Genomic DNA, 18,943 nt, shown 5'->3' with positions numbered 1-18,943 from the left:
CGCCAGAGAGGAACGCCGCCACCTGCGGCCAGCCGTACCTCCCGACTTCGCTCACCTGGCGTGACGCTAGCGGGCGGGTGGGAGACGATGATTAACCGGTAATCGTTCCAAAACGATCAAGGTGCCCGTCCCGGTCGTGGGACAGGCGCCTGAGGTGGGACTTCGCGGTGGGCGATACTGGGATTGAACCAGTGACCTCTACCGTGTCAAGGTAATGCACGATCTCCTCCGACCTGCGCAGTTGGGAGTCTGTGCACGTCAGAGCCGGTGGCTACGTATTGTTCCGCCGGTCATGGCAAGATCCAACGAAGAGATGATCTCCTATTCCCTCCAGATCCTGGGGAGAAGATCACCCCTGCAGGTAGCGATCTGCAGTTGGTCTGGAAGGACGTTCAACAGCACATGTAACAGCGTCGTGTCCGGGGCAAGTCGTACAGAGCTCTTGAGAGAGATGGACGCATCGCCGCCGCGTTGTCCGCGACAGTCCTTCACCGAGTTGCCCAGGGTGGTGTCGCGGATCCCTACGGCACTGGCCTACAAGTGCCAGGCGTGGGCCCTCCAGGACCATCCAGCAGCTCTAGCTTGTGCGCTCGGAAGGTGCGGATTGACACTAGTTCCGCTAACCTCTAGGGGCACGTACGGCCCGTCGGGCTTCCGCCGCACCCGTGGTTTAGGAAAGCCCCCACCCGTAGGAGTAGCTCATGCTGCCCATCCGCGTGTCTGTGGTGGCGCGCGCCCATCCGCGCCCGTGTTCTCAGGTCCACCGATGAGTATCGAAAGCAGCGTAACGCTGCGCGTCGGTCACCTTCCGTCTCTGCAGCAGCAGAACCTCGTCAGCGTTGTTCCCGAAGACAATGTTAGACGAGCGGAAAGTCTTATGTCGCTGCACTGCTTCAGCCAACTCCCAGTGATGCCTGATCAGTTCACCGTGATTGGTGCTGTCACATGGGAATCCATCGCCGCTGCCCGAATGGCTGGTAGAGAAGACTCCGTGACCTGTGCGATGTATCCGGCTGAAGTTGTCTCCGTGGATACCGAAATGAGGCAAGTGCACTCAGTGATCCAGCGGAGCGGGTTCATCTTCGTGCAGGACGAGCACGGTGTCGTCGATGGCATTATCACGCTCTTCGACGCTAATATGGCGGTCGAAAAACTCACAGGACCGCATCTGCTTATCGGCGAGATCGAGTGGCGGCTCCGCAACATACTCGACCGAGCGTACGAGCGTGCTGCTATCCAGCATAGCTCGCCCAACGGTCGCCTTACCCTCGGCAATATCGAGACCTCTTTTCGCAGTCGCGACATCTGGGAAAGTCTCGGGTGGAGAGTCGATCAGCAAGTGTTCGTCGATGAACTACGAAAAGTACGGGAAATACGAAATAAGTTCGCCCATTACGAGAGCGGCTGGCCGGAACCTCTCCCTGACGAGGAGTGCCAGCGGTTGAGCGGCTTCCTGGACTGGCTGAGGCGTCTAAATCCAGCTGGTTGAGCAGTTGATCTCGTAGTACCGCACGACGGAGGCGAACGCCTGACCGCCATAGCTGGCGGTCAGGCGGCACGTCCACCTACTGGGAGGCCTTGCCAGGTATGCTGGATGGAGATGTCCCTATAGCCCGCCTCGGATACTTGGCATATTATAGGAGCGGCTAATCTTGTCGACTGTGATTAGATACTCCGCAGAACAGCTTCTTCTGCAACAGGCCGACGCTGGTAGCGCCGTCAGTGAGGTCATTGCCAAAAGACTGACCGAGAGTAATGGCCTCATCGTCTCGAAAGCCGAACGTCGACTCTGGGATGAGGGCCTCTTTTCGCTGGCTAGCGACCTGGTTGATGCAGGGCGGGGCAAGGTAGAGATGCTCATCGAGTATCAGCTGCCCTTGACGAGTAAGCGCGCGGACGTGGTACTAGCTGGTGTTGACCGTCGGACCGGTGCTTTTAGCTACATTGTAGTGGAACTCAAGCAATGGACTAGTGCCGAAGTTTGGAAGGAAGATAGAAGTCGTGTCCTGGTCCGCAGTTCGGGTGACAGAGCTCACTTGCATCCGCTCCTGCAGGCGAGAGGCTACTGTGACTATATGGCGGATTTTCTTGAAGCGCTAGACGGTAATGTGAATTCCGTACATGCTGTTGCGTATCTCTATAATGCAGATCGTGACAGCGTTTACGACCTTCACGACATGCTCCAAGATAGCCGGTCCAAGCTGTTCACTCGAACTACGCGGAGGGCGTTCATTGGCTATCTGCGTGACCTATTTTCTGAAGCGCCAGGGAGTGTTGCAGCTGAGCGGCTCTTGAACAGCGCTGTGGCACCTTCAAGAAGTCTTCTCAAAAACGCTGCAACGGAAGTCCGCAATCGTCAGCAGTATACGCTTTTGGACGAGCAGCGATTGGCCTATGAGATGGTACGTCATGCCGTTTATTCTGCCCAGAGAAGAGGCGATAAGAGAGTAATTGTCGTCACCGGGGGACCTGGTAGTGGGAAGAGTGCGATCGCGCTTTCGCTCCTAGGTGAACTCAGCCGCCAAGGTTACTCTGTGCTGCATGCAACTGGCTCAAGATCGTACACTCAGGCGATGCGTCGATATGTAAGCTCGGGCTCCGCTTACACTAAAGCGATGTTCAAGTATTTCAACGATTTTAACGAGGCGGAACAGAATTCGATCGATGTGCTGATCTGTGATGAGGCGCAACGGCTTAGAGAAAGTTCAGGCACTCGGTTCGCTCCGGCGCACCTGCGCGAGAAGCGATCACAGGTTGATGTATTGATCCACGCGTCTCGGGTTCCGGTGTTCTTTCTAGATGAGCATCAGATTCTCAGGCCGGGGGAGGTGGGAACGCTCGACTATATCAAGAAACATGCAGAGAAAAGCGGCATATCCATGACCCATGTCCCACTGGATGAACAATTTAGAGTTGGCGGCAGTCACAAGTACGAGGATTGGGTCGCCAGATTTCTGGGATTGAGTGCTGGGCCGTTGGAACCGTGGGACGGCGATTCTTTCAAGCTTGCAGTTGCTGATTCCCCCCTGGGGGTTGAGAATTATCTAAGCGATAAGCTCGTAGATGGATATTCGGCGCGAATTACTGCCGGTTTCTGTTGGCCTTGGAGTGAGCCTGAGCGCAATGGGCTGGGGGAACTATCGCTTATCTCTGACGTGATTATAGGGGACTGGTCCCGTCCCTGGGCCGTCAAGGGGGGGCGCTCCATTGGCGATGCGCCGCCAGGAGATTTGTGGGCAGTAGATCCAGAAGGATTTGGACAGGTAGGGTCCATTTATGCAGTGCAGGGATTCGAATTTGACTGGAATGGCGTAATTATCGGACCCGACCTTGTCTATCGAGATGGCCGCATGGTGACAGTGCGAAATGCAAATAAAGATCCTGCGCTCCGCGCGCGCAGTGTTAACGATTCAGAGGCTGATCACTTCATACGACAAGCCTACTGGGTTCTTTTTACTCGCGCACTTTTGGGCACTGTCGTCATCTCTGCTGATAGTGAAACGCAAGATTATCTTGCGAAGATAATTCCGAGGATGTGAATATCGAAGTGTGTCATATGTCATAAAGCAACGTCCAGCAAGGCGCTCGATGTTCAGTGGTCTGATGGACATGGAGACGTTGCCGGAGAGCGCAGTGGTGACTGGGCAACTCACCTCCTTGGCGATGTCCGAGAGACGCGGGACGTCCGCGGGCGACTCGACGGCACGGCGGCTCGAGTGGCCGTAGGTGTCGAAACCGAGTCGCTGATGGCAGTCTCCGTTGGGCCGCCGATGGGGTCGCCGACCGCCGCGCCGACGCGCGGCGGGTGGTCGTCCGCCGCTGAGCGAAGTGGAGGTATAGAACGGCCCCATTTCGCTGGAAAGTCGTGTTCTGCCGGTGCCCGTGCTGATTTCGCGCTACCCGCGGGCCGACCGATATACGTACTCCGCGTGTCGATACCCGCTCGCTCCTGCCGGGAACACCGACACGAAACCCGAATGCCATGATACCTCTCGTCTCGAGCGGTCTCCCGCCCGTATTGAGCAAAACCGGTGTGTTCGCATCAGCAGCCAGCAGTGACGACCTAGCTGTCGCCGGCGACCGGTCAGTGGACCCTGGGCCGACGATTCTCGTCGGCCCAGGGGGCGTTCGGCGCCGTGCATTCACCGTGGCCGGCCAGCGCTCCAAGGTCGGTGCGGTCGCAGCGGCATGGTGCTGGGCAATGCTTGAGGTGACTGCCGGACGAGCGCGAGATGACGGGTACGAGCTTTACTCATCGGCGTTCCAGGCAGGCTGTCAGTTGCTCAAGAAGATTCAGGGCCTGCGAGTCGCTCTGCCACGCATTTTGCAGGCGTTGGTGTACCTGTGATCGGCGGCTTGAGTTCAAATCCAGTTTGAGTGCGGTGTCGCGAAGTATGGATATCTGGACGCTGTAGGTCTCGGGCATCAGAGCTGCGCGCGCGATGTGGTCTGCGTAGAGCGTCTCGGCGTGGGAGGCGAGGACGGGGACTGGCAGGCGGCGTCGCAATGCGGGTGCGGGTGTGTGACTGCGGGCTTGACGACGGTTGGACGCCCGCCAGGCAGCCCAGTTCTCGGACGGTAGTGCCCCGATGGCGCCGACTTCGTCGAGCCATTCGTGTCCAGTCTGCTGGGCCCGTTCCAGATAGCGGGTCAGCAGTTGGGCGGCGGCTCGCGCGTCATGGTCGGCCGTATGGGCGCGAGGCAATGGGGTGCCTTCTGCTTTCGTACAAGCCTCAAGCGTGAGGGAGTGGGGGTCCCTACCGAAGCGTCTGGCGAGGTTGAGGGTGCAGAGGGTGAGGAGATCGTCGGGTACGGCGCCGGCGCGTGCGAACTCGGCCAGCAGCATCGCGATGTCGAACATCGCGTTGTGCGCGACGATGACGGCTCCTTCGACAAGGCCGGCGAGGTCCCCGGCGATGTCGGCGAACGTCGGGGCACCGGCCAGGTCGCCGGCCGTCAGGCCGTGTACATGAGTGGGGCCGGGGCCAGTGTCGTTGTACAGGACCGTGGTGTAGGCGCGCTGCGGTGTGCCGTCCGGGCCGAGGCGGTGGACGGCGACTTCGACGATTCGATCCTGCGACGGGTCCAGGCCGGTCGTCTCGACGTCGATGACGGCGTAGGGGAGTGTGCCGATGCGATGCCGGACCGGCGCGGCTACCGGTGCTGTGGAGTGATGGGCAGGAGCGCTGGTACGGGCGGCTTCGGCGAGCTGGGGGAGCGCAGCCCATGTGGTCGGCACATCCAGTTTGCGGGCGGCGTATGCCATGGTGAGCAACTCGTCTCCGAGCACGTCGTCGTACTTGTCGATGAGTTTGTCGGGGACCAGGCCCGCGAGATCCTCCGGACGGGGAGCAGGGCTGCCGGCCAGGTCGCTCAGCAGGTCGGCGACGTGGTGAGGCGAGGCGTCGGAGAGGTTGAGGACGGTTCCCTGTTGTCCGACCGTGATGCCGCGCTGGTGCAGGGCCAGGGCGAGGGTGTTGACGATGGTGTCGCCGCGGAAGGGGATGAGGAGGGTCTCCTTGCCCCAGCCGACGATCGGCGTGCTCGACAGTTTGAACCGCTCGTAGGCGTTGCGGCCCTCGGTGAGCAGGTGCTGCGCTCCAGCGTCGAGGTAGATGGGCATGTCCGCGCTCTCGTATACCAGCCGCATCTCTTGCCTGACCCGGTCGTGGACGTCGGCGGCGATGCCGGTGAAGGACGGGGCGCGCCCGCCGCCGGCCGGCGTCAGCTGGACGACCTTGGCACGCTGGTCCACCGCGACGATCTTCCAGCGCTTGCCCGCGAAGATCAGCAGTCCGCCTTCCAGCAGCGGCTGGGCGGTTGGCAGGGAACCGAGCGTGCGGCTGCCGGTGACGAGCCGGTACTCCTCGGGTGAGGCGAAGGCGGCGAAGAAGGTGTAGTGGTTGGCGATGCGTTCACCGGCAAGGCCGTGCAGGAGCAGCCCGTCGGGTTCCTGCCGGATGAGGTCGGCGGTGCCGAGGTCGCGAAGCAGAGTGGCGTACAGCTGGGGTGTGATGTGCCGGAACGGACCGTGAGCGCACAGGACCTGGTAGGCGTCGCGCGGTGTGACCCCGCCGTGCTGGGAGATCATCGACAGCAGTTGCTGGATCAGCGTGGACAGATGCAGGCCGCCGGTGTCGGGCGGCTCGTACCAGCGGTTCAGGAGCAGGTTGACGGTGGCGATGACCTGTACCAGCTGGAGCCGCAGCTCGTCCTGGGGCGGCGACTTGGCTGTGATCTCCGGTTCGGGAGCGTACATGCGCAGCGTCGCGGGGCCGCCGCGCCGGCCTGCGCGGCCGAGGCGCTGGCGCAGTGCGGCCACGCCGGGTGGTGCACCGATCTGAGCGACCGACACGATGGAGCCGATGTCGATGCCCATCTCCAGCGTGGAGGTGCAGATGCCGGTGATGGGCAGCGACCGGTCCTTGAGACGGGCTTCGGTGTCCTCGCGGATCTCCTTGGACAGGTTGCCGTGGTGGGGGACGAACTCGTTGGGAACGCCGGCTCGCCGGCAGCGGGAGACCAGCATGTCGGTGAGTTCTTCGACGTTTGCCCGGGAGTTGGCGAAGACCAGGTTGTTGCTGCCGCGCAGGGCACGGAACAGGTGGTCGGCGATCGCGATACGCCCGATCCCGATGGTGTGCTCGGGATCATCACCGTCCTCGGCGCCGTCCTTGGTGTGGCGGGGGTCGGCGTTGAGGTAGCCGCGCACCTGCAGTCGCAGCTCTTGGGCGTCGGAGGCGGACGTGACGAGCTTGGCGGCGCTTCCGCGGCCCGGGCGTAGGAAGTCGGCCGCGGCGTCCATGTCACCGAGGGTGGCTGATAGGCCGATGCGCGGGATTGAGCGGCGGACGGCGAGTTCGAGCCGGTGCAGCAGTGACTGCAGTTGTGCCCCGCGTTCGGTTCCGATGAACGAGTGCAGTTCGTCGATGACGATGTGGCCGACCGGCTGGAACATCGCGGGAACCTGCGTTCCCCGATTGACGAACAGCGCCTCGAGCGACTCGGGCGTGATGAGCACGATGCCGGAGGGCTGCTTGACCAGCTTGGCCTTGCGGGAGGCGTCCACGTCACCGTGCCAGCGGTGCACGGGTATCCGGAGCTGCTCGCAGAGCTGCTCCAGCCTACCGAACTGGTCGTTGATGAGCGCCTTGAGCGGACCGACGTAGACCGCCCCGAACCCGGACCGCGGCGGGCCCGATGCCAGCGCGGAGCAGATCGGCAGGAAGGCCGCCTCGGTCTTGCCCGACGCGGTTGCGGCGGAGACCAGAACATCGTCCTGCGCGCCCAGGATGTGCGGGATCGCGACTTCCTGGGCGTCGTGCAGCGCCGACCATTGCTGCTGCCAGATCCAGCGCTGAACGCCTGGATGCAGCAGCCGGAAGGAGTCAGAGCCGGAAGGTGCTGAGGCCGTCATCGTCGTCCCCTGCCGCCGGTCCGGAGGACTCCTTCTCGTCGGCCGTCTCGTCCAGCGGTTCCAGATCGGGGTTGTGCTCTGGAGCAAGCGTGACCGTGCCGACCAGCTCCTTCCAGTCAGCCTGCGAGTTCTGCTCGAGTACTGCCAGCAGGTCGCAGAAGGTCTTGATGGTGGTGCGCGGAGTGCGGAAGTAGGCGTCACCGACCTTCTCCGAGCAGTGCCGCATGAACGCCAGGATCGCCTCGTCCGGAACCAGATGGGCGCTTTCGTCGCCCGAGGCGTAGACATGCCGGAGTTTGGTCAGCAGGACGTAGAAGTCCTCCTGTGTGAGCGGCTGCAGCCGCAGCACCGGCCCGGAAAGGTCTACCAGTCCTTCGGTGACAAAGGAGTTCTCGGCCAGACGCGACTGCAGCGCCGGGTAGCTGAAAAGCCCGCGCCTCGAATCACTGAGGAACTCGGGGGTGCCTCCGAAGAGGAAGCCCAGGTGGGCACTGTTGCCTTGCAATGTGTCGTTGAGGATGCGCAGGATCTGCTCGTAGTTGGAATTGCGGGCCCGGGTCGAGCCGAGCTTGTACAGGTTCACCATCTCGTCGGTGCAGATGAGCAGCCCGTCGAAGCCGGCGAGCCGGACGAATCTGCTCATCAGCTTGAGGTGGTCGTACATGGTGCCGTCATCGACGATCGTCCGTACGCCCAGTGCGGCGCGTGCGTCGGTCCGGGTGCTGAACTCCCCGCGCAGCCAGCGCACGGCGGCCGCCTTGAGGTGCTCGTCGCCGCTGTCGTGACCGCGCCAGTACGCGCCGACGACCTCGGCGAAGTCGTAGCCGCCCGTCAGCTCCGACAGGTGCGCCAGCCGCGCCCTGATCACTTGTTCGGGTGAGGTGCCCGTCTGCTCGGCCTCGCTCAGCGCCGTGGACACGAACCGCTCCACCACGCTGGCCAGTGCACCACCGTCGGGCTTGGAACGGGTGGACAGGTTGCGCATCAGTTCGGCGTACAGTCCTCGCGCCTGCCCTCCGGTGGCGTGCAGCCGACGATCAGGATTGAGGTCGGCATGCGCGGTGACCAGGCGCTTCTCCATCGCGATCGAACGCACCAAATGCAAGAAGAAGGTCTTGCCGGCACCGAAGTCGCCGATGACGAACCGGACGGCCGAGCCCCCGTCCGCGACGCGTTCGACATCGGCCAGCATGGCGCGGACCTCGGCCACCCGGCCCACCTGGACGTGGTGCTGGCCCGCCCTGGGAACGACCCCGGCGCGCAGTGACTGCAACAGGGCATCGCGTTCGCGTGGCCGGATCCGGGTCGTGGCGGTCACAGCATCGCTCCCAGCGCGTCGTGGTTGATCTCCAACGGGTCCTCTCCTTCGACCGCCGGCTCACCGGCGACCTCGAATGCGGCTTCGTTGATCCGGTCCAGCGCCCCGTCCGGCAGCACCCGGTGCGCGGCGGCCAAGTCCTCCCAGGCAGACCTCGGCAGTTGCTCCTGGGCCGCCAATTCGTGGACGAGTCTGGAATGCGGCATGTCCAGGCCGGTCACCGGCTTGTCGTCGACCGCAGCAGGCGTCGCCTGCTTGGCCGCCGGGGTTGCGGCAGGCTCCTCGTCGGCGAACACGGAGCCGAGCAACGCGGCGACTTCGGCGGCCTCGGCGACCCTGGCCGCCAGCACAGCCGGATCCAGCGTGAGAGCGGCCGTGCCGTCAGCACGCGGCTGCTCAGGGGGAGGCGGCGGGACGGCATGCCCTGGATCCGGCCGTCCTGGCCGGACGACGACGGGTTCGGCAGCGGGAGCTGCTCCGGCGGTCGCGGCCTGCAACCTGCGGTCCATCTCGCCGGGTGCGAGCTCCAGCAGCTTGGCGATGCGCCGCAGAGCGGCTGCCTCGGCCGGGTCGATCCGGCCGTCGGCCGCGGCGACGGCGGCGAGGAAGTCGGCGACGTGTTCGCGCTGCCCGTGGTCCATGCCCTGGACACGGCGCGACAGCCCGGACAACTTGATCTCGGTGGTGAGCAGCCAGCGCAGATGCGCCCGCAGCCGCCTGCGTTCACCTGCCGTCAGCCCCAGCGCCTGCTCCAGATGGCTGGTCAGAAGCTGTTTCTCTTCAACAGCGACGTGACCGTCGGCGGCGCTGACCGCCCCGCCCAGGTGCATCAGAAGCATCGCCGCCTGGTAAGCCTGTGAAGGCGTCGCCTCCAACCGCTCCTCGGCGTGGAACAACAGGATCGAGCCGGCCTGCGGGACCGGCCCGCCGAAGCGCGGATCCGGCTCCAGGCCGATCCCGGCGTGCTCGAGGATCTGTGCCAGGGCGATGACGGACTTCTTCGTCGGACGCTCTTCCTCGACCCAGGCCAGCCAATCGGCGACCGGCACCGTCGACATTGGGAATCCGCCCAGCCGTGAACGCGCCCAGTCCACGAATGTGGCAGCCGGCCCCGACTCCAGATCGATCAGCTCAGGCGGCAGCAAGGCCGTACCGGCCAGGCTGTGACGCAGTCCAGGGTCCCTGCCGACCAGACGGCTGAACGGATCCAGCGCCTCAGCGCACTCCTCGGCGAGACCCTTCAGCCTGCGCAACGGCAATGGCTGGTCGAACACATCCGGAGTGCCCGCACACGCCATCCGGAACAGCCCCTGAAAGCCGCTGCTCGCCGGACGGTAGACAAACGTCAGATCAGGTTCCGTGGGCTGGAGCCGGAACCCGTCGGGATGACGATCGTCGAAGCGAAGCGCGAAGAGGCGCGCGAACTCATCCGGGCACCTGGACACCACTGTCCGCGCAGCGTAGGTCGGATGTGACAGCACCCACGCCAACGCCCAATCGGCAGGCACCGGCCGGGCTTCCCTGGCCATCCTGCCCAGCCCCATGCGCAACCGCACCGACGGGTGCCCCCCTTCCACAGGAGGCGCGGGCAAAGTGAAAGGCCGGGTGTCCTGCAGCTCCACCGCGTCCAGCAGTTCGAGGAACTCGGTCGCGTACCCGTTGAACGATCGGTCCGAGCCGAAGAGCTCACGCAACCTGGCGACCTCCGCCCGGATGACCGGTACCTCTGCCGCACGCGCAGCCTGGTCACGTTCCAGATCGACCAGAACCCGCCGTTCAAGACCGTAGAAGAACAGGAAGGCATACCCGACCGACACGTCCCGGTGCCGGCGACCGGCCTCCAGCCAGCGCAGATAGGCCGCCCGGGACTCCGGGGTGAGCTCGGCGTAGGACGGCCAATAGTCCAGGTCCCGCCCGAACCAGTCCGGCGATCCCCACGCCACCGGCAATCCCGGATCCAGCAAGGCCGGCTCCACGACGTTCTTCACAGCCGCCCGCAGGCCCTCACCCACGTAGAGCATCCCGCCTGGCAACGTTCGGCCCGCCACCCAGGTGGTCTCACCAGGAGGCACCCAGCACATCGAAGGCCTCACCCGCGAAACCCCGCAACCATCGTTTTCAGCACCTTCCCCCGCAGTCCCCGCACCGCTCAAACCGTCCGCCGACCAGCCTGAGTCCCTGCCCCGACCGCCCGCCGTGCCATAGATGACGCTTCAATCAACACACTGGATGACAACCGAAGCAGAACCGAGCCCCAATTACAGCGGCCCCGAACGCGCCCTTGACGAACTTGTCCGACAGCGGCCGTGGACAGCCTCGATGGCACGAGCGCCCAGCACGCGGCCCTGGCCCTGTACAGACCAACGCGCCTAGGGCCTGTTTCTTGGTTCAGTTGCGTAGCCAGATGATCAGCGCGGCGGCGGTGATGGGTGATCGACCCACCGTCCACCTCGCCTACCAGTCGGCGGCAGCAACGGTGCCAGCCGCTCCCGCTGCGCATCGGTCAAATCACACGACCCATCACCCACGGCGACCCGACCAACGCCCACTGTCAGCCGATCCGCGAAACAGGGCCCTAGCAGCGCGTCCACCTGGGAGAACCACGCCGCTGTCCGATTCTGCACAGAGAATTGAACAGCCACGCTTGGTATGGCGGCACGGACGTCACGAGCACAGCGTCCTGACATGCGCTGATTCAGCGAGCCCAGACCGGGCGGCGCAGGAGGCACGGGTCGGGTGGAGATGTATATGCCGCGGGATTGGGTCCGGCGGAAGATCTGGGATCCGGCGGCCGAGAGGCTGGGATCGGCCGGAAGGTGCGGGTGCGGGAGCTGCGGCACGCGCACACCCGCAACGGCATCCGCCCGCCCGTTGGATGACGGCGCGGTTCACGGTCAGATGACAGTCAAACGATCAAACCCCGGTCACCTGGCGCGATGACCGGGGCTGTGATGTGGGGTGTTGGTGGTGGGCGATACTGGGATTGAACCAGTGACCTCTACCGTGTCAAGGTAGCGCTCTCCCACTGAGCTAATCGCCCGCGATCGAGCCCCGGGGGGCGCGTTCGTCGAGGTGGAGACGGGATTTGAACCCGTGTACACGGCTTTGCAGGCCGTTGCCTCGCCTCTCGGCCACTCCACCAGAGCGAGACTGTTGCCTCACCTCAGAGCGGAAGACGGGATTCGAACCCGCGACCCTCACCTTGGCAAGGTGATGCTCTACCACTGAGCCACTTCCGCTTGTCCTGCTCGGGGGCGTTCCCCCCTCGCGGCGACGGGGAAAACATTAGCGCGTTCCGGCCGCTTCCCCAAACTGGGTTTCGCGGACGCTTCCATCGGGGGCGAAGGATGGGGCGCATAGGGTCGGGGTTATGACCGGGTTTCAGGCGGACATCGCGCCCGTAGCAGCCCTTATGGCGGACCGGGGGCGGGCGGCGATGCTGACGGCGCTGCTGGACGGGCGGCCGCTGGCGGCCGGGGAGCTCGCGAGGACGGCCGGGGTGAGCGCGCCGACGGCCAGCGCGCATCTGGGACGGCTGCTGGACGGCGGGCTCGTGACCGTGGTCAAGCAGGGACGGCACCGGTACTACCGGCTGTCGGGCGCGGACGTCGCCGAGGTGATCGAGGCGCTGAGCCGGATCAGCGCGCCGGTGGAGGTGCGGAGCCTGCGGCAGTCCCGGCATGCCAGGAGGCTGCATCGGGCCAGGAGCTGCTACGACCATCTGGCCGGCGAGGCGGGCGTCGCGCTGTACGCGGCGCTGATGGACGGCGGGTCGCTCGACGAGGAGTTCGAGGTGACCGAGAAGGGCGCGGAGACGTTCGCCCGGCTGGGGATCGACGTGGGCTCCCTGAGGAAGGCGCGGCGGCGGTTCGCGGGGGAGTGCCTGGACTGGACGGAGCGGCGCCCCCACCTGAACGGAGCGCTCAGCGCGGCCCTGCTGGCGCGGTTCGTGGAGATCGGGTGGATCGAGCGGGGCGGCGACCGGGAGCTGCGGGTGACCGAGGCCGGGTGCGCGGGGCTGGCGGACTCGTTCGGGTGCGTCCTGCCGTGAGGTTCGCGTACGCGGGCGGGCTGCTGGCGACCGGCCTGCGGGACGTCACGAGCGATCTGGGCGCGCTGGAGTCGCGCGGCTGGTGGGCCGTGGCCGTCACGTACGAGGGGAAGGTCACGTGCGCGCGGTTCGACCGGGTCGAGCGGGCGCCGCATCCGGGCGGGCGGTGGGTGCCGCCGGGGGAGTGGTCGTCGTCGCTGGACGAGGCCGCGTACGTGCGGGGCGTCGAGCGGATCCGGGCGGCCATCGGCGACGGGATCGTGTACCAGGCGAACCTGTGCCGGATCCTGTCCGCCCCGCTGCCGGACGGGGCCGAGATCGCCGGTCTCGGGGCGCGGCTGGCGCGGGGGAACCCGGCGCCGTACGCGATGACGCTGGACGTGCCGGGGCTCCGGATCGCCAGCGCCTCGCCGGAGCTCTACCTGTCCCGGGACGGGGCCGTCATCGAGTCCCGGCCGATCAAGGGGACGGGCCGGACGGAGCGGGATCTGCTGCCCAAGGACCGCGCCGAGAACGTGATGATCGTCGACCTGGTGCGGAACGATCTGGGCCGGGTCGCCGAGGTCGGCTCCGTCGAGGTGACGGAGCTGTGCGCGGTTGAGTCGCACCCCGGGCTGGTGCATCTCGTCTCCACGGTGCGGGCGCGCCTGGACCGGGGTTACGGATGGCCGGAGCTGATCGACGCGACGTTTCCTCCCGGTTCGGTGACCGGTGCGCCGAAGTCGAGCGCGCTGGCCTTGCTGGATGAGCTCGAACCGGTTCCCCGGGGCCCGTACTGTGGGGCCATCGGCTGGGTGGACGCGGACTCCCGGCGCGCCGCCCTCGCGGTCGGGATCCGGACGTTCTGGGCGGAGGACGGCCTGCTCCGGTTCGGTACCGGGGCGGGGATCACGTGGGGGTCCGACCCGGCCCGGGAATGGCGCGAGACCGAGCTCAAGGCGGCTCGGCTATTGGAGGTGGCTTCCGGTGACGATCTGGCTGAACGGCGAGCTGGTCGATCCTGAGAAGGCGACGGTGTCGGTCCTCGACCACGGCATGCTGGTCGGGGACGGGGTCTTCGAGACGGTGAAGGCGACGAACGGGGAGCCGTTCGCGCTCACCCGGCACCTGCGCCGGCTGGCCCGTTCGGCGGCCGGGCTGGGGCTGCCCGAGCCCGACCAGGACGCGCTGGCGCACGGGGTGCTGGAGGTGCTGGCGGCGGCGCCGAAGTGGCCGCTGGCGCGGATCCGGATCACCTACACCAGCGGCCCGGGCCCGCTCGGCTCCGACCGCGGGAACGCGGGCCCGACGGCGAGCATCGTCGTCGGCGAGCAGAAGCCGTTCCCGCCCGCGGCGGACGTGACCGTGGTGCCGTGGCCGCGCAACGAGCGCGGCGCGCTGAGCGGGCTCAAGACGACGTCGTACGCCGAGAACGCGCTGTCGCTCGCCTACGCCAAGGAGCGCGGCGGCGGCGAGGCGATCTTCGGGAACCTGGCCGGCAACCTGTGCGAGGGCACCGGAACCAACATCTTCGTCGTGCGGGGCGGCCGCCTGGTCACGCCGCCGCTGTCGGCGGGCTGCCTGGCGGGCGTGACGCGCGCGCTGGTGCTGGAGTGGTTCGGCGCCGAGGAGGAGGACGTCCCGCTGGACGACCTCTACCGCGCCGACGAGGCGTTCCTGACCTCGACGACCCGCGACGTCCAGCCGATCCGCGCGGTGGACGGCACCGCGCTGCCGGCCGCGCCGGGCCCGGTCACCGCCAAGGCGATGGAGGTCTTCGCGGCCCGCGGCGCCGAGCTGATGGATCCGTGACTCTCCGTCAGAGGGTCTTTACCTGATCGGCTTCTTGGGTCACGTTAGCGGTGACGCTAGGAGGTCATCGTGGACTTCTCCCGGAGGCGGATCGGGGCGCCGGCGGCACTCGCGCTGGCGCTGGCCGCGGGCGGCTGCGGGGGCGGTGACGCCCCCGCCGACCCCGATCGCGGCGCGGGCGACAGGAGCTACACCCTGACGATCACCCGGAACGCGATCGAGGGCGGCAAGAACACCGAAGAGGCCGAGTGGATCACCAGGACGGTGATCCCGCGGTTCGTGGCGGCGCAGAAGGCCAAGGGCGTCACCGCGAAGGTGGTGTTCCAGGGGCAGGGCGTCGACGACGAGCCGTACAAGACCAAGCTGGCGCTCGACCTGAAGTCGCGGTCGGGCGCCGACGTCATCGACGTCGACGGGATCTGGGTCGGGGAGTTCGCACAGGCCGGGTACCTGCGCCCGCTCGGCACGGTGGTCGGCGCGCGCGCCGACTCCTGGGACGGCTGGGCGCACATCCCGCGGTCGGTGCAGGGGCTGGCCACGTTCGAGGGCAAGCGGTACGGGATCCCGCCGGCGACCGACGGCCGGGTGCTGTTCTACAACAAGCGGCTGTTCGAGCGGGCGGGCCTGCCGGCGAACTGGCAGCCGAAGAGCTGGGCGGAGATCCTGGCGGCGGGCCGCGCGCTCAAGAAGGTCCCCGGGGTGACGCCCATCCAGCTGAACGCGGGGACGGCCATGGGCGAGGCGACCACGATGCAGGGCGTGCTGCCGCTCCTCGCCGGCACCGGCACGGAGGTCCACTCCGGCGGCAAGTGGGCCGGCGGCGGGGCGGCGGTCCGGCAGGTCCTGGGCCTGTACGAGACGATCTACCGGCGCGAGGGCCTGGGCGACCCGAGGCTCCAGCAGGAGGCGCAGGGGCGGGACAAGTCGTTCGCCGAGTTCGCCGCGGGGAAGATCGGCATCCTCGCCGAGGGCGACTACTTCTGGCGGGACGTCATCAACCCGGAGACGGGCGTGGCGAAGATGAAGGACCGCGACCAGGCGGTCGGCTACGCGCTGATCCCGGCGGTCTCTCCTGGAAAGGGCATCAGGGGCCAGTCGTACGTCAGCATGTCCGGCGGGTCGGTGAGCGTGCTCAACCCGAACACCGACCATCCGCAGCAGGCGTTCGAGCTGCTGGCGTTCATGAACTCGGCGGAGATGCACAAGGCGCGCACGGCCGGCACTCCGGAGATCACCGCTCGTACCGATGTCAACCGGGAGATCCTGGCCGGCGATCCGTTCCTGTCGTTCGTCTCCGAGAAGGTCCTGCCGGTCACCGCGTACCGGCCCGGCCTGGCCGTCTACCCGCAGGTCTCGACGGCGCTGCAGGAGGCGACCGCGGCCGTGGTGTCGGGCCGGAGCGCGGCCGAGGCGGCCGCCGCCTACGGGAAGAAGGTGGAGGGAATCGTCGGTGGCGCCGGCAACGTCTCCACCGGCTGAGGCGCCGGGCCGGGCGGCGCCGGCGGACGACGCCGCCGGGCTCGGCCGCGCCCGCGCGGCGGCGTTCGTCGCCCCGGCGCTGGTGCTGATCGCGGTCTTCCTCGTCTTCCCGGCGCTCTGGACGCTCTACCTCGGAACGACCGACTACCGGCTGACCGGCGTCGCCGCGAGCGATCCGCGCTTCGTCGGCCTCGACAACTACACGGGCGCGCTCGGCGATCCGGAGTTCCACCGTTCGCTGTGGCTGACGCTCCAGTTCGTGCTCGGCTCGGCGATCCTGGGCCAGACCGTGCTCGGCTTCGCGATCGCGTGGGTGATGCGCGACCGTACCGGCCCGGTCCGGCGGCTGGTGGAGGCGCTGGTGCTGCTGGCGTGGATCCTGCCCGGCTCGGTGATCGCGTTCCTGTGGATCGCCCTGCTGGACCGGGACGCGGGCACGCTGAACGCGCTGCTGGGCACCCCGGGCACGGCCTGGCTGCTGGACCACCCGATGCTCTGCGTCATCGTGTTCAACGTCTGGCGCGGCACGGCGTTCTCGATGATGCTGTACGGCGCGGCGCTGGGGAACGTCCCGCCGTCCCATCTGGAGACCGCGCGGCTGGCGGGGGCCTCGACCTGGCAGACGCTGCGGGACGCGGTGTTCCCGAGGATCCGCGGGCACGTGCTGACGAGCCTGCTGCTGGTCAGCCTGTGGACGTTCAACGACTTCACGCCGTTCCTGATCACCGCGGGCGGTCCGGACGGCCGCTCGGAGATCATGTCGGTGTACGTCTACCGGACGGCGCTGGACGACGGCCGGCTCGGCTTCGGCGCCGCGGTCTCGCTGCTGATGATCCTGGTCAACCTGGTGATCGCGCTGGTCTACCTGCGGGCACTGCGCCGCCGCGCCGCGGAGCGGGCGGGAGGCATGGCGTGAGCGGGGGGCACGGCGCGAGCGCCGTACGGGAGACGCTGCGCCGGATCGGGCTGGCGACGTTCGTGTCGGCGCTGCTCGGGTTCTTCTCGCTGCCGCTGCTGTGGCTGGCGTTCGCGCCGTTCGACGCCGGGCCGGAGCTGACGGCGTCGCTGCCGGAGTTCACGCTGCGCAACTTCGAGGTCCTGCTGGACAACCCGTACGCGCTGGCCTCGCTGCGCAACTCGGTGCTGCTGGCCGCCGGGACGGCCGCGCTGGTGGTGGCGAGCGCGGCGCTGGCGGCGTACGCGCTGAGCCGGGTGCGGGTGCCGGGCCGCGACGCGCTGCTGTACGCGCTGCTCCTGCTGTCGTCGATCATCACCGGTACCGCCGCGATGGTGCCGGTCTTCCTGCTGGCGTTCAACCTCAACCTGATCGACTCCCGGCTGGGGGTGATCCTGGTGCTGACCGGCGGGCTGCTGCCGACGGCGATCTTCATCCTGAAGGACTTCACCGACGCCACGCCGCCCTCGTACGAGGAGGCCGCCCGGGTGTTCGGCGCCTCGCCGTTCCAGGTCCTGCGGCACGTGGTCGCGCCGGTGATCCGGCCGGGCCTGGCGACCGTGACGGTGTGGACGGTGGCGCAGGTGTGGGGCGACTTCCTGATGCCGTTCCTGCTGCTGCGGAATCCGGACAAGGCGCCCGCATCGGTGATCATGTACACCTTCTACACCGAGGGCGGCCAGCCGAACCTGGCGCTGATCTCGACGTTCTCCCTGCTGTACTCGCTGCCGGTGGTGGCCATGTACCTGTTCGTGAGCCGCCGGTACGGCTTCCGCTTCCACGGAGGGATCAAGCGCTGATGGCGGGCATCACCCTGCGCGGGCTCACCAAGGACTACCCCGGCGGGGTGCGCGCCCTGGACGCCCTCGCGCTGGAGATCGCGGACGGCGAGTTCTTCGCGCTCCTCGGCCCCTCGGGGTGCGGCAAGACGACGCTGCTGCGCACGATCGCCGGCCTGGAGACCGCCACGCGGGGCTCCGTCCATATCGGCGACGCCGACGTGACGCGCCTGCCGCCCGGACGGCGCGACGTCGGCATGGTGTTCCAGGACTACGCGCTGTTCCCGCACATGACGGTCACCGACAACATCGCCTACCCGCTCCGCATCAAGAAGCGGGGCCGGGCGGAACGGCACGAGGCGGCGGCCGGCGTCGCCTCCTCGCTCGGGCTCGACGGCCTCCTGCGGCGCCGTCCCGGCGAGCTGTCGGGAGGGCAGCAGCAGCGCGTCGCGCTCGCGCGGGCGATGGCGGCGCGGCCCCGCGTCTTCCTCCTGGACGAGCCGCTGTCCAACCTCGACGCCCGGCTGCGCCTGGAGGCGCGCACGTTCCTCAAGCGCCTGCAGCGGGAGCTCGGCGTCACGACCGTCTTCGTCACCCACGACCAGGCCGAGGCCCTCGCCATGGCCGACCGCATGGCGGTGATGGAGGCGGGGCGCGTACGGCAGGTGGGGACGCCCGCCGAGGTGTTCCGCAGGCCGGCGAGCCTGTTCGTCGCCTCCTTCATCGGCTCCACCCCCATGAACCTGCTTCCGGGACGCGTGCGCGGCGAGCACGTCGTCCTCGGCGAGGAGACCGTCCTGCCCCTGCCGGAGGGAACGCGCGGCACCCTCGCGGACGGCGATGAGGTCGTGTACGGGATCCGCCCCGAATACCTGGACTTCCTCCAGGACACGACCGGCGCGGGCAAAGGGACGTTCACCGGGCGGGTGGCCGTAGTAGAGAACCTGGGTAGCAGTTCGCTCGTGACCCTGGAGGCCGCGGGCGGGCTCGTCCACGTGGTGGTGGGGGAGGGGCGCGAGCCCGCGGCGGGGGACCGCGGCCGGGCCCGTCCCCGCGCCGGCCGCGCCCTGCTGTTCAGGAACGGCGGGTTGGTGAACGGTGGCGGAGACGCCATGACGGAAAGCGCTGCGATGGGGGAACGACCGGGATGAAG

The 18,943-nt window shown here is 67.2% G+C and carries 12 protein-coding genes and 3 tRNA genes; 9 read left to right on the top strand and 6 right to left on the bottom strand.

What is annotated here, in order from left to right:
* Positions 1 to 766 precede the first annotated feature (766 nt).
* Both AB0881_RS09845 and AB0881_RS09840 read left to right on the top strand, forming a co-directional pair.
* On the top strand, positions 767 to 1,489 hold the full coding sequence (locus AB0881_RS09845; RefSeq protein WP_366615784.1) for a CBS domain-containing protein: 723 nt from the start codon (positions 767 to 769) through the stop codon (positions 1,487 to 1,489).
* A 172-nt stretch (positions 1,490 to 1,661) separates the two neighbouring features.
* Entirely contained in the window at positions 1,662 to 3,539 is a 1,878-nt protein-coding gene (locus AB0881_RS09840) for a DNA/RNA helicase domain-containing protein (protein WP_366615898.1), read from the top strand.
* A gap of 713 nt (positions 3,540 to 4,252) precedes the next feature.
* Here the strand turns inward: AB0881_RS09840 and AB0881_RS09835 are convergent.
* The 6 genes from AB0881_RS09835 to AB0881_RS09810 all read right to left on the bottom strand — a co-directional run bounded on the left by AB0881_RS09835 (position 4,253) and on the right by AB0881_RS09810 (position 11,974).
* Complete coding sequence (locus AB0881_RS09835; RefSeq protein ID WP_366615782.1) at positions 4,253 to 7,417, bottom strand: DEAD/DEAH box helicase; 3,165 nt, start codon at positions 7,415 to 7,417, stop codon at positions 4,253 to 4,255.
* A complete protein-coding gene (locus AB0881_RS09830; protein WP_366615781.1) occupies positions 7,389 to 8,735 on the bottom strand; it encodes an ATP-binding protein in 1,347 nt (448 codons plus the stop codon). The genes AB0881_RS09835 and AB0881_RS09830 overlap by 29 nt, the downstream gene beginning before the upstream one ends.
* Positions 8,732 to 10,816, bottom strand: a complete 2,085-nt coding sequence (locus tag AB0881_RS09825; protein WP_366615780.1) for a TerB N-terminal domain-containing protein — start codon at positions 10,814 to 10,816, stop codon at positions 8,732 to 8,734. The genes AB0881_RS09830 and AB0881_RS09825 overlap by 4 nt, the downstream gene beginning before the upstream one ends.
* Positions 10,817 to 11,700: 884 nt before the next feature.
* Positions 11,701 to 11,775: transfer RNA gene (locus tag AB0881_RS09820), tRNA-Val, on the bottom strand.
* A gap of 30 nt (positions 11,776 to 11,805) precedes the next feature.
* Positions 11,806 to 11,876 (bottom strand) — tRNA-Cys (locus tag AB0881_RS09815).
* A gap of 26 nt (positions 11,877 to 11,902) precedes the next feature.
* Positions 11,903 to 11,974: transfer RNA gene (locus AB0881_RS09810), tRNA-Gly, on the bottom strand.
* A gap of 131 nt (positions 11,975 to 12,105) precedes the next feature.
* Here AB0881_RS09810 and AB0881_RS09805 point away from each other — a divergent pair.
* The 7 genes from AB0881_RS09805 (at position 12,106) to AB0881_RS09775 (ending at position 18,941) form a co-directional block, all read left to right on the top strand.
* Entirely contained in the window at positions 12,106 to 12,786 is a 681-nt protein-coding gene (locus AB0881_RS09805) for a winged helix-turn-helix domain-containing protein (protein ID WP_366615778.1), read from the top strand.
* On the top strand, positions 12,783 to 13,790 hold the full coding sequence (locus tag AB0881_RS09800; RefSeq protein WP_366615776.1) for a chorismate-binding protein: 1,008 nt from the start codon (positions 12,783 to 12,785) through the stop codon (positions 13,788 to 13,790). The genes AB0881_RS09805 and AB0881_RS09800 overlap by 4 nt, the downstream gene beginning before the upstream one ends.
* Complete coding sequence (locus AB0881_RS09795; protein WP_366615774.1) at positions 13,753 to 14,577, top strand: aminodeoxychorismate lyase; 825 nt, start codon at positions 13,753 to 13,755, stop codon at positions 14,575 to 14,577. Before AB0881_RS09800 ends, AB0881_RS09795 begins: the two co-directional genes overlap by 38 nt.
* A gap of 69 nt (positions 14,578 to 14,646) precedes the next feature.
* Positions 14,647 to 16,056, top strand: coding sequence for an extracellular solute-binding protein (locus AB0881_RS09790; protein ID WP_366615773.1), 1,410 nt, complete (start codon positions 14,647 to 14,649; stop codon positions 16,054 to 16,056).
* Complete coding sequence (locus tag AB0881_RS09785; protein WP_366615771.1) at positions 16,028 to 16,972, top strand: sugar ABC transporter permease; 945 nt, start codon at positions 16,028 to 16,030, stop codon at positions 16,970 to 16,972. Before AB0881_RS09790 ends, AB0881_RS09785 begins: the two co-directional genes overlap by 29 nt.
* On the top strand, positions 16,969 to 17,811 hold the full coding sequence (locus AB0881_RS09780; RefSeq protein ID WP_366615769.1) for a carbohydrate ABC transporter permease: 843 nt from the start codon (positions 16,969 to 16,971) through the stop codon (positions 17,809 to 17,811). The genes AB0881_RS09785 and AB0881_RS09780 overlap by 4 nt, the downstream gene beginning before the upstream one ends.
* Complete coding sequence (locus AB0881_RS09775; RefSeq protein ID WP_366615767.1) at positions 17,811 to 18,941, top strand: ABC transporter ATP-binding protein; 1,131 nt, start codon at positions 17,811 to 17,813, stop codon at positions 18,939 to 18,941. The genes AB0881_RS09780 and AB0881_RS09775 overlap by 1 nt, the downstream gene beginning before the upstream one ends.
* Positions 18,942 to 18,943 lie beyond the last annotated feature (2 nt).

The sequence above is a fragment of the Spirillospora sp. NPDC029432 genome (assembly GCF_040703975.1).
Lineage (GTDB): Bacteria > Actinomycetota > Actinomycetes > Streptosporangiales > Streptosporangiaceae > Spirillospora.
This window is presented reverse-complemented; position numbering and strand designations above follow the sequence as displayed.

Bases quoted from the DNA above. Each gene is read 5' to 3' on its own strand.
- AB0881_RS09845 (WP_366615784.1), top strand. From the start codon at position 767: ATGAGTATCGAAAGCAGCGTAACGCTGCGCGTCGGTCACCTTCCGTCT.
- AB0881_RS09835 (WP_366615782.1), bottom strand. From the start codon at position 7,417: ATGACGGCCTCAGCACCTTCCGGCTCTGACTCCTTCCGGCTGCTGCAT.
- AB0881_RS09825 (WP_366615780.1), bottom strand. From the start codon at position 10,816: ATGTGCTGGGTGCCTCCTGGTGAGACCACCTGGGTGGCGGGCCGAACG.
- AB0881_RS09805 (WP_366615778.1), top strand. From the start codon at position 12,106: ATGACCGGGTTTCAGGCGGACATCGCGCCCGTAGCAGCCCTTATGGCG.
- AB0881_RS09775 (WP_366615767.1), top strand. From the start codon at position 17,811: ATGGCGGGCATCACCCTGCGCGGGCTCACCAAGGACTACCCCGGCGGG.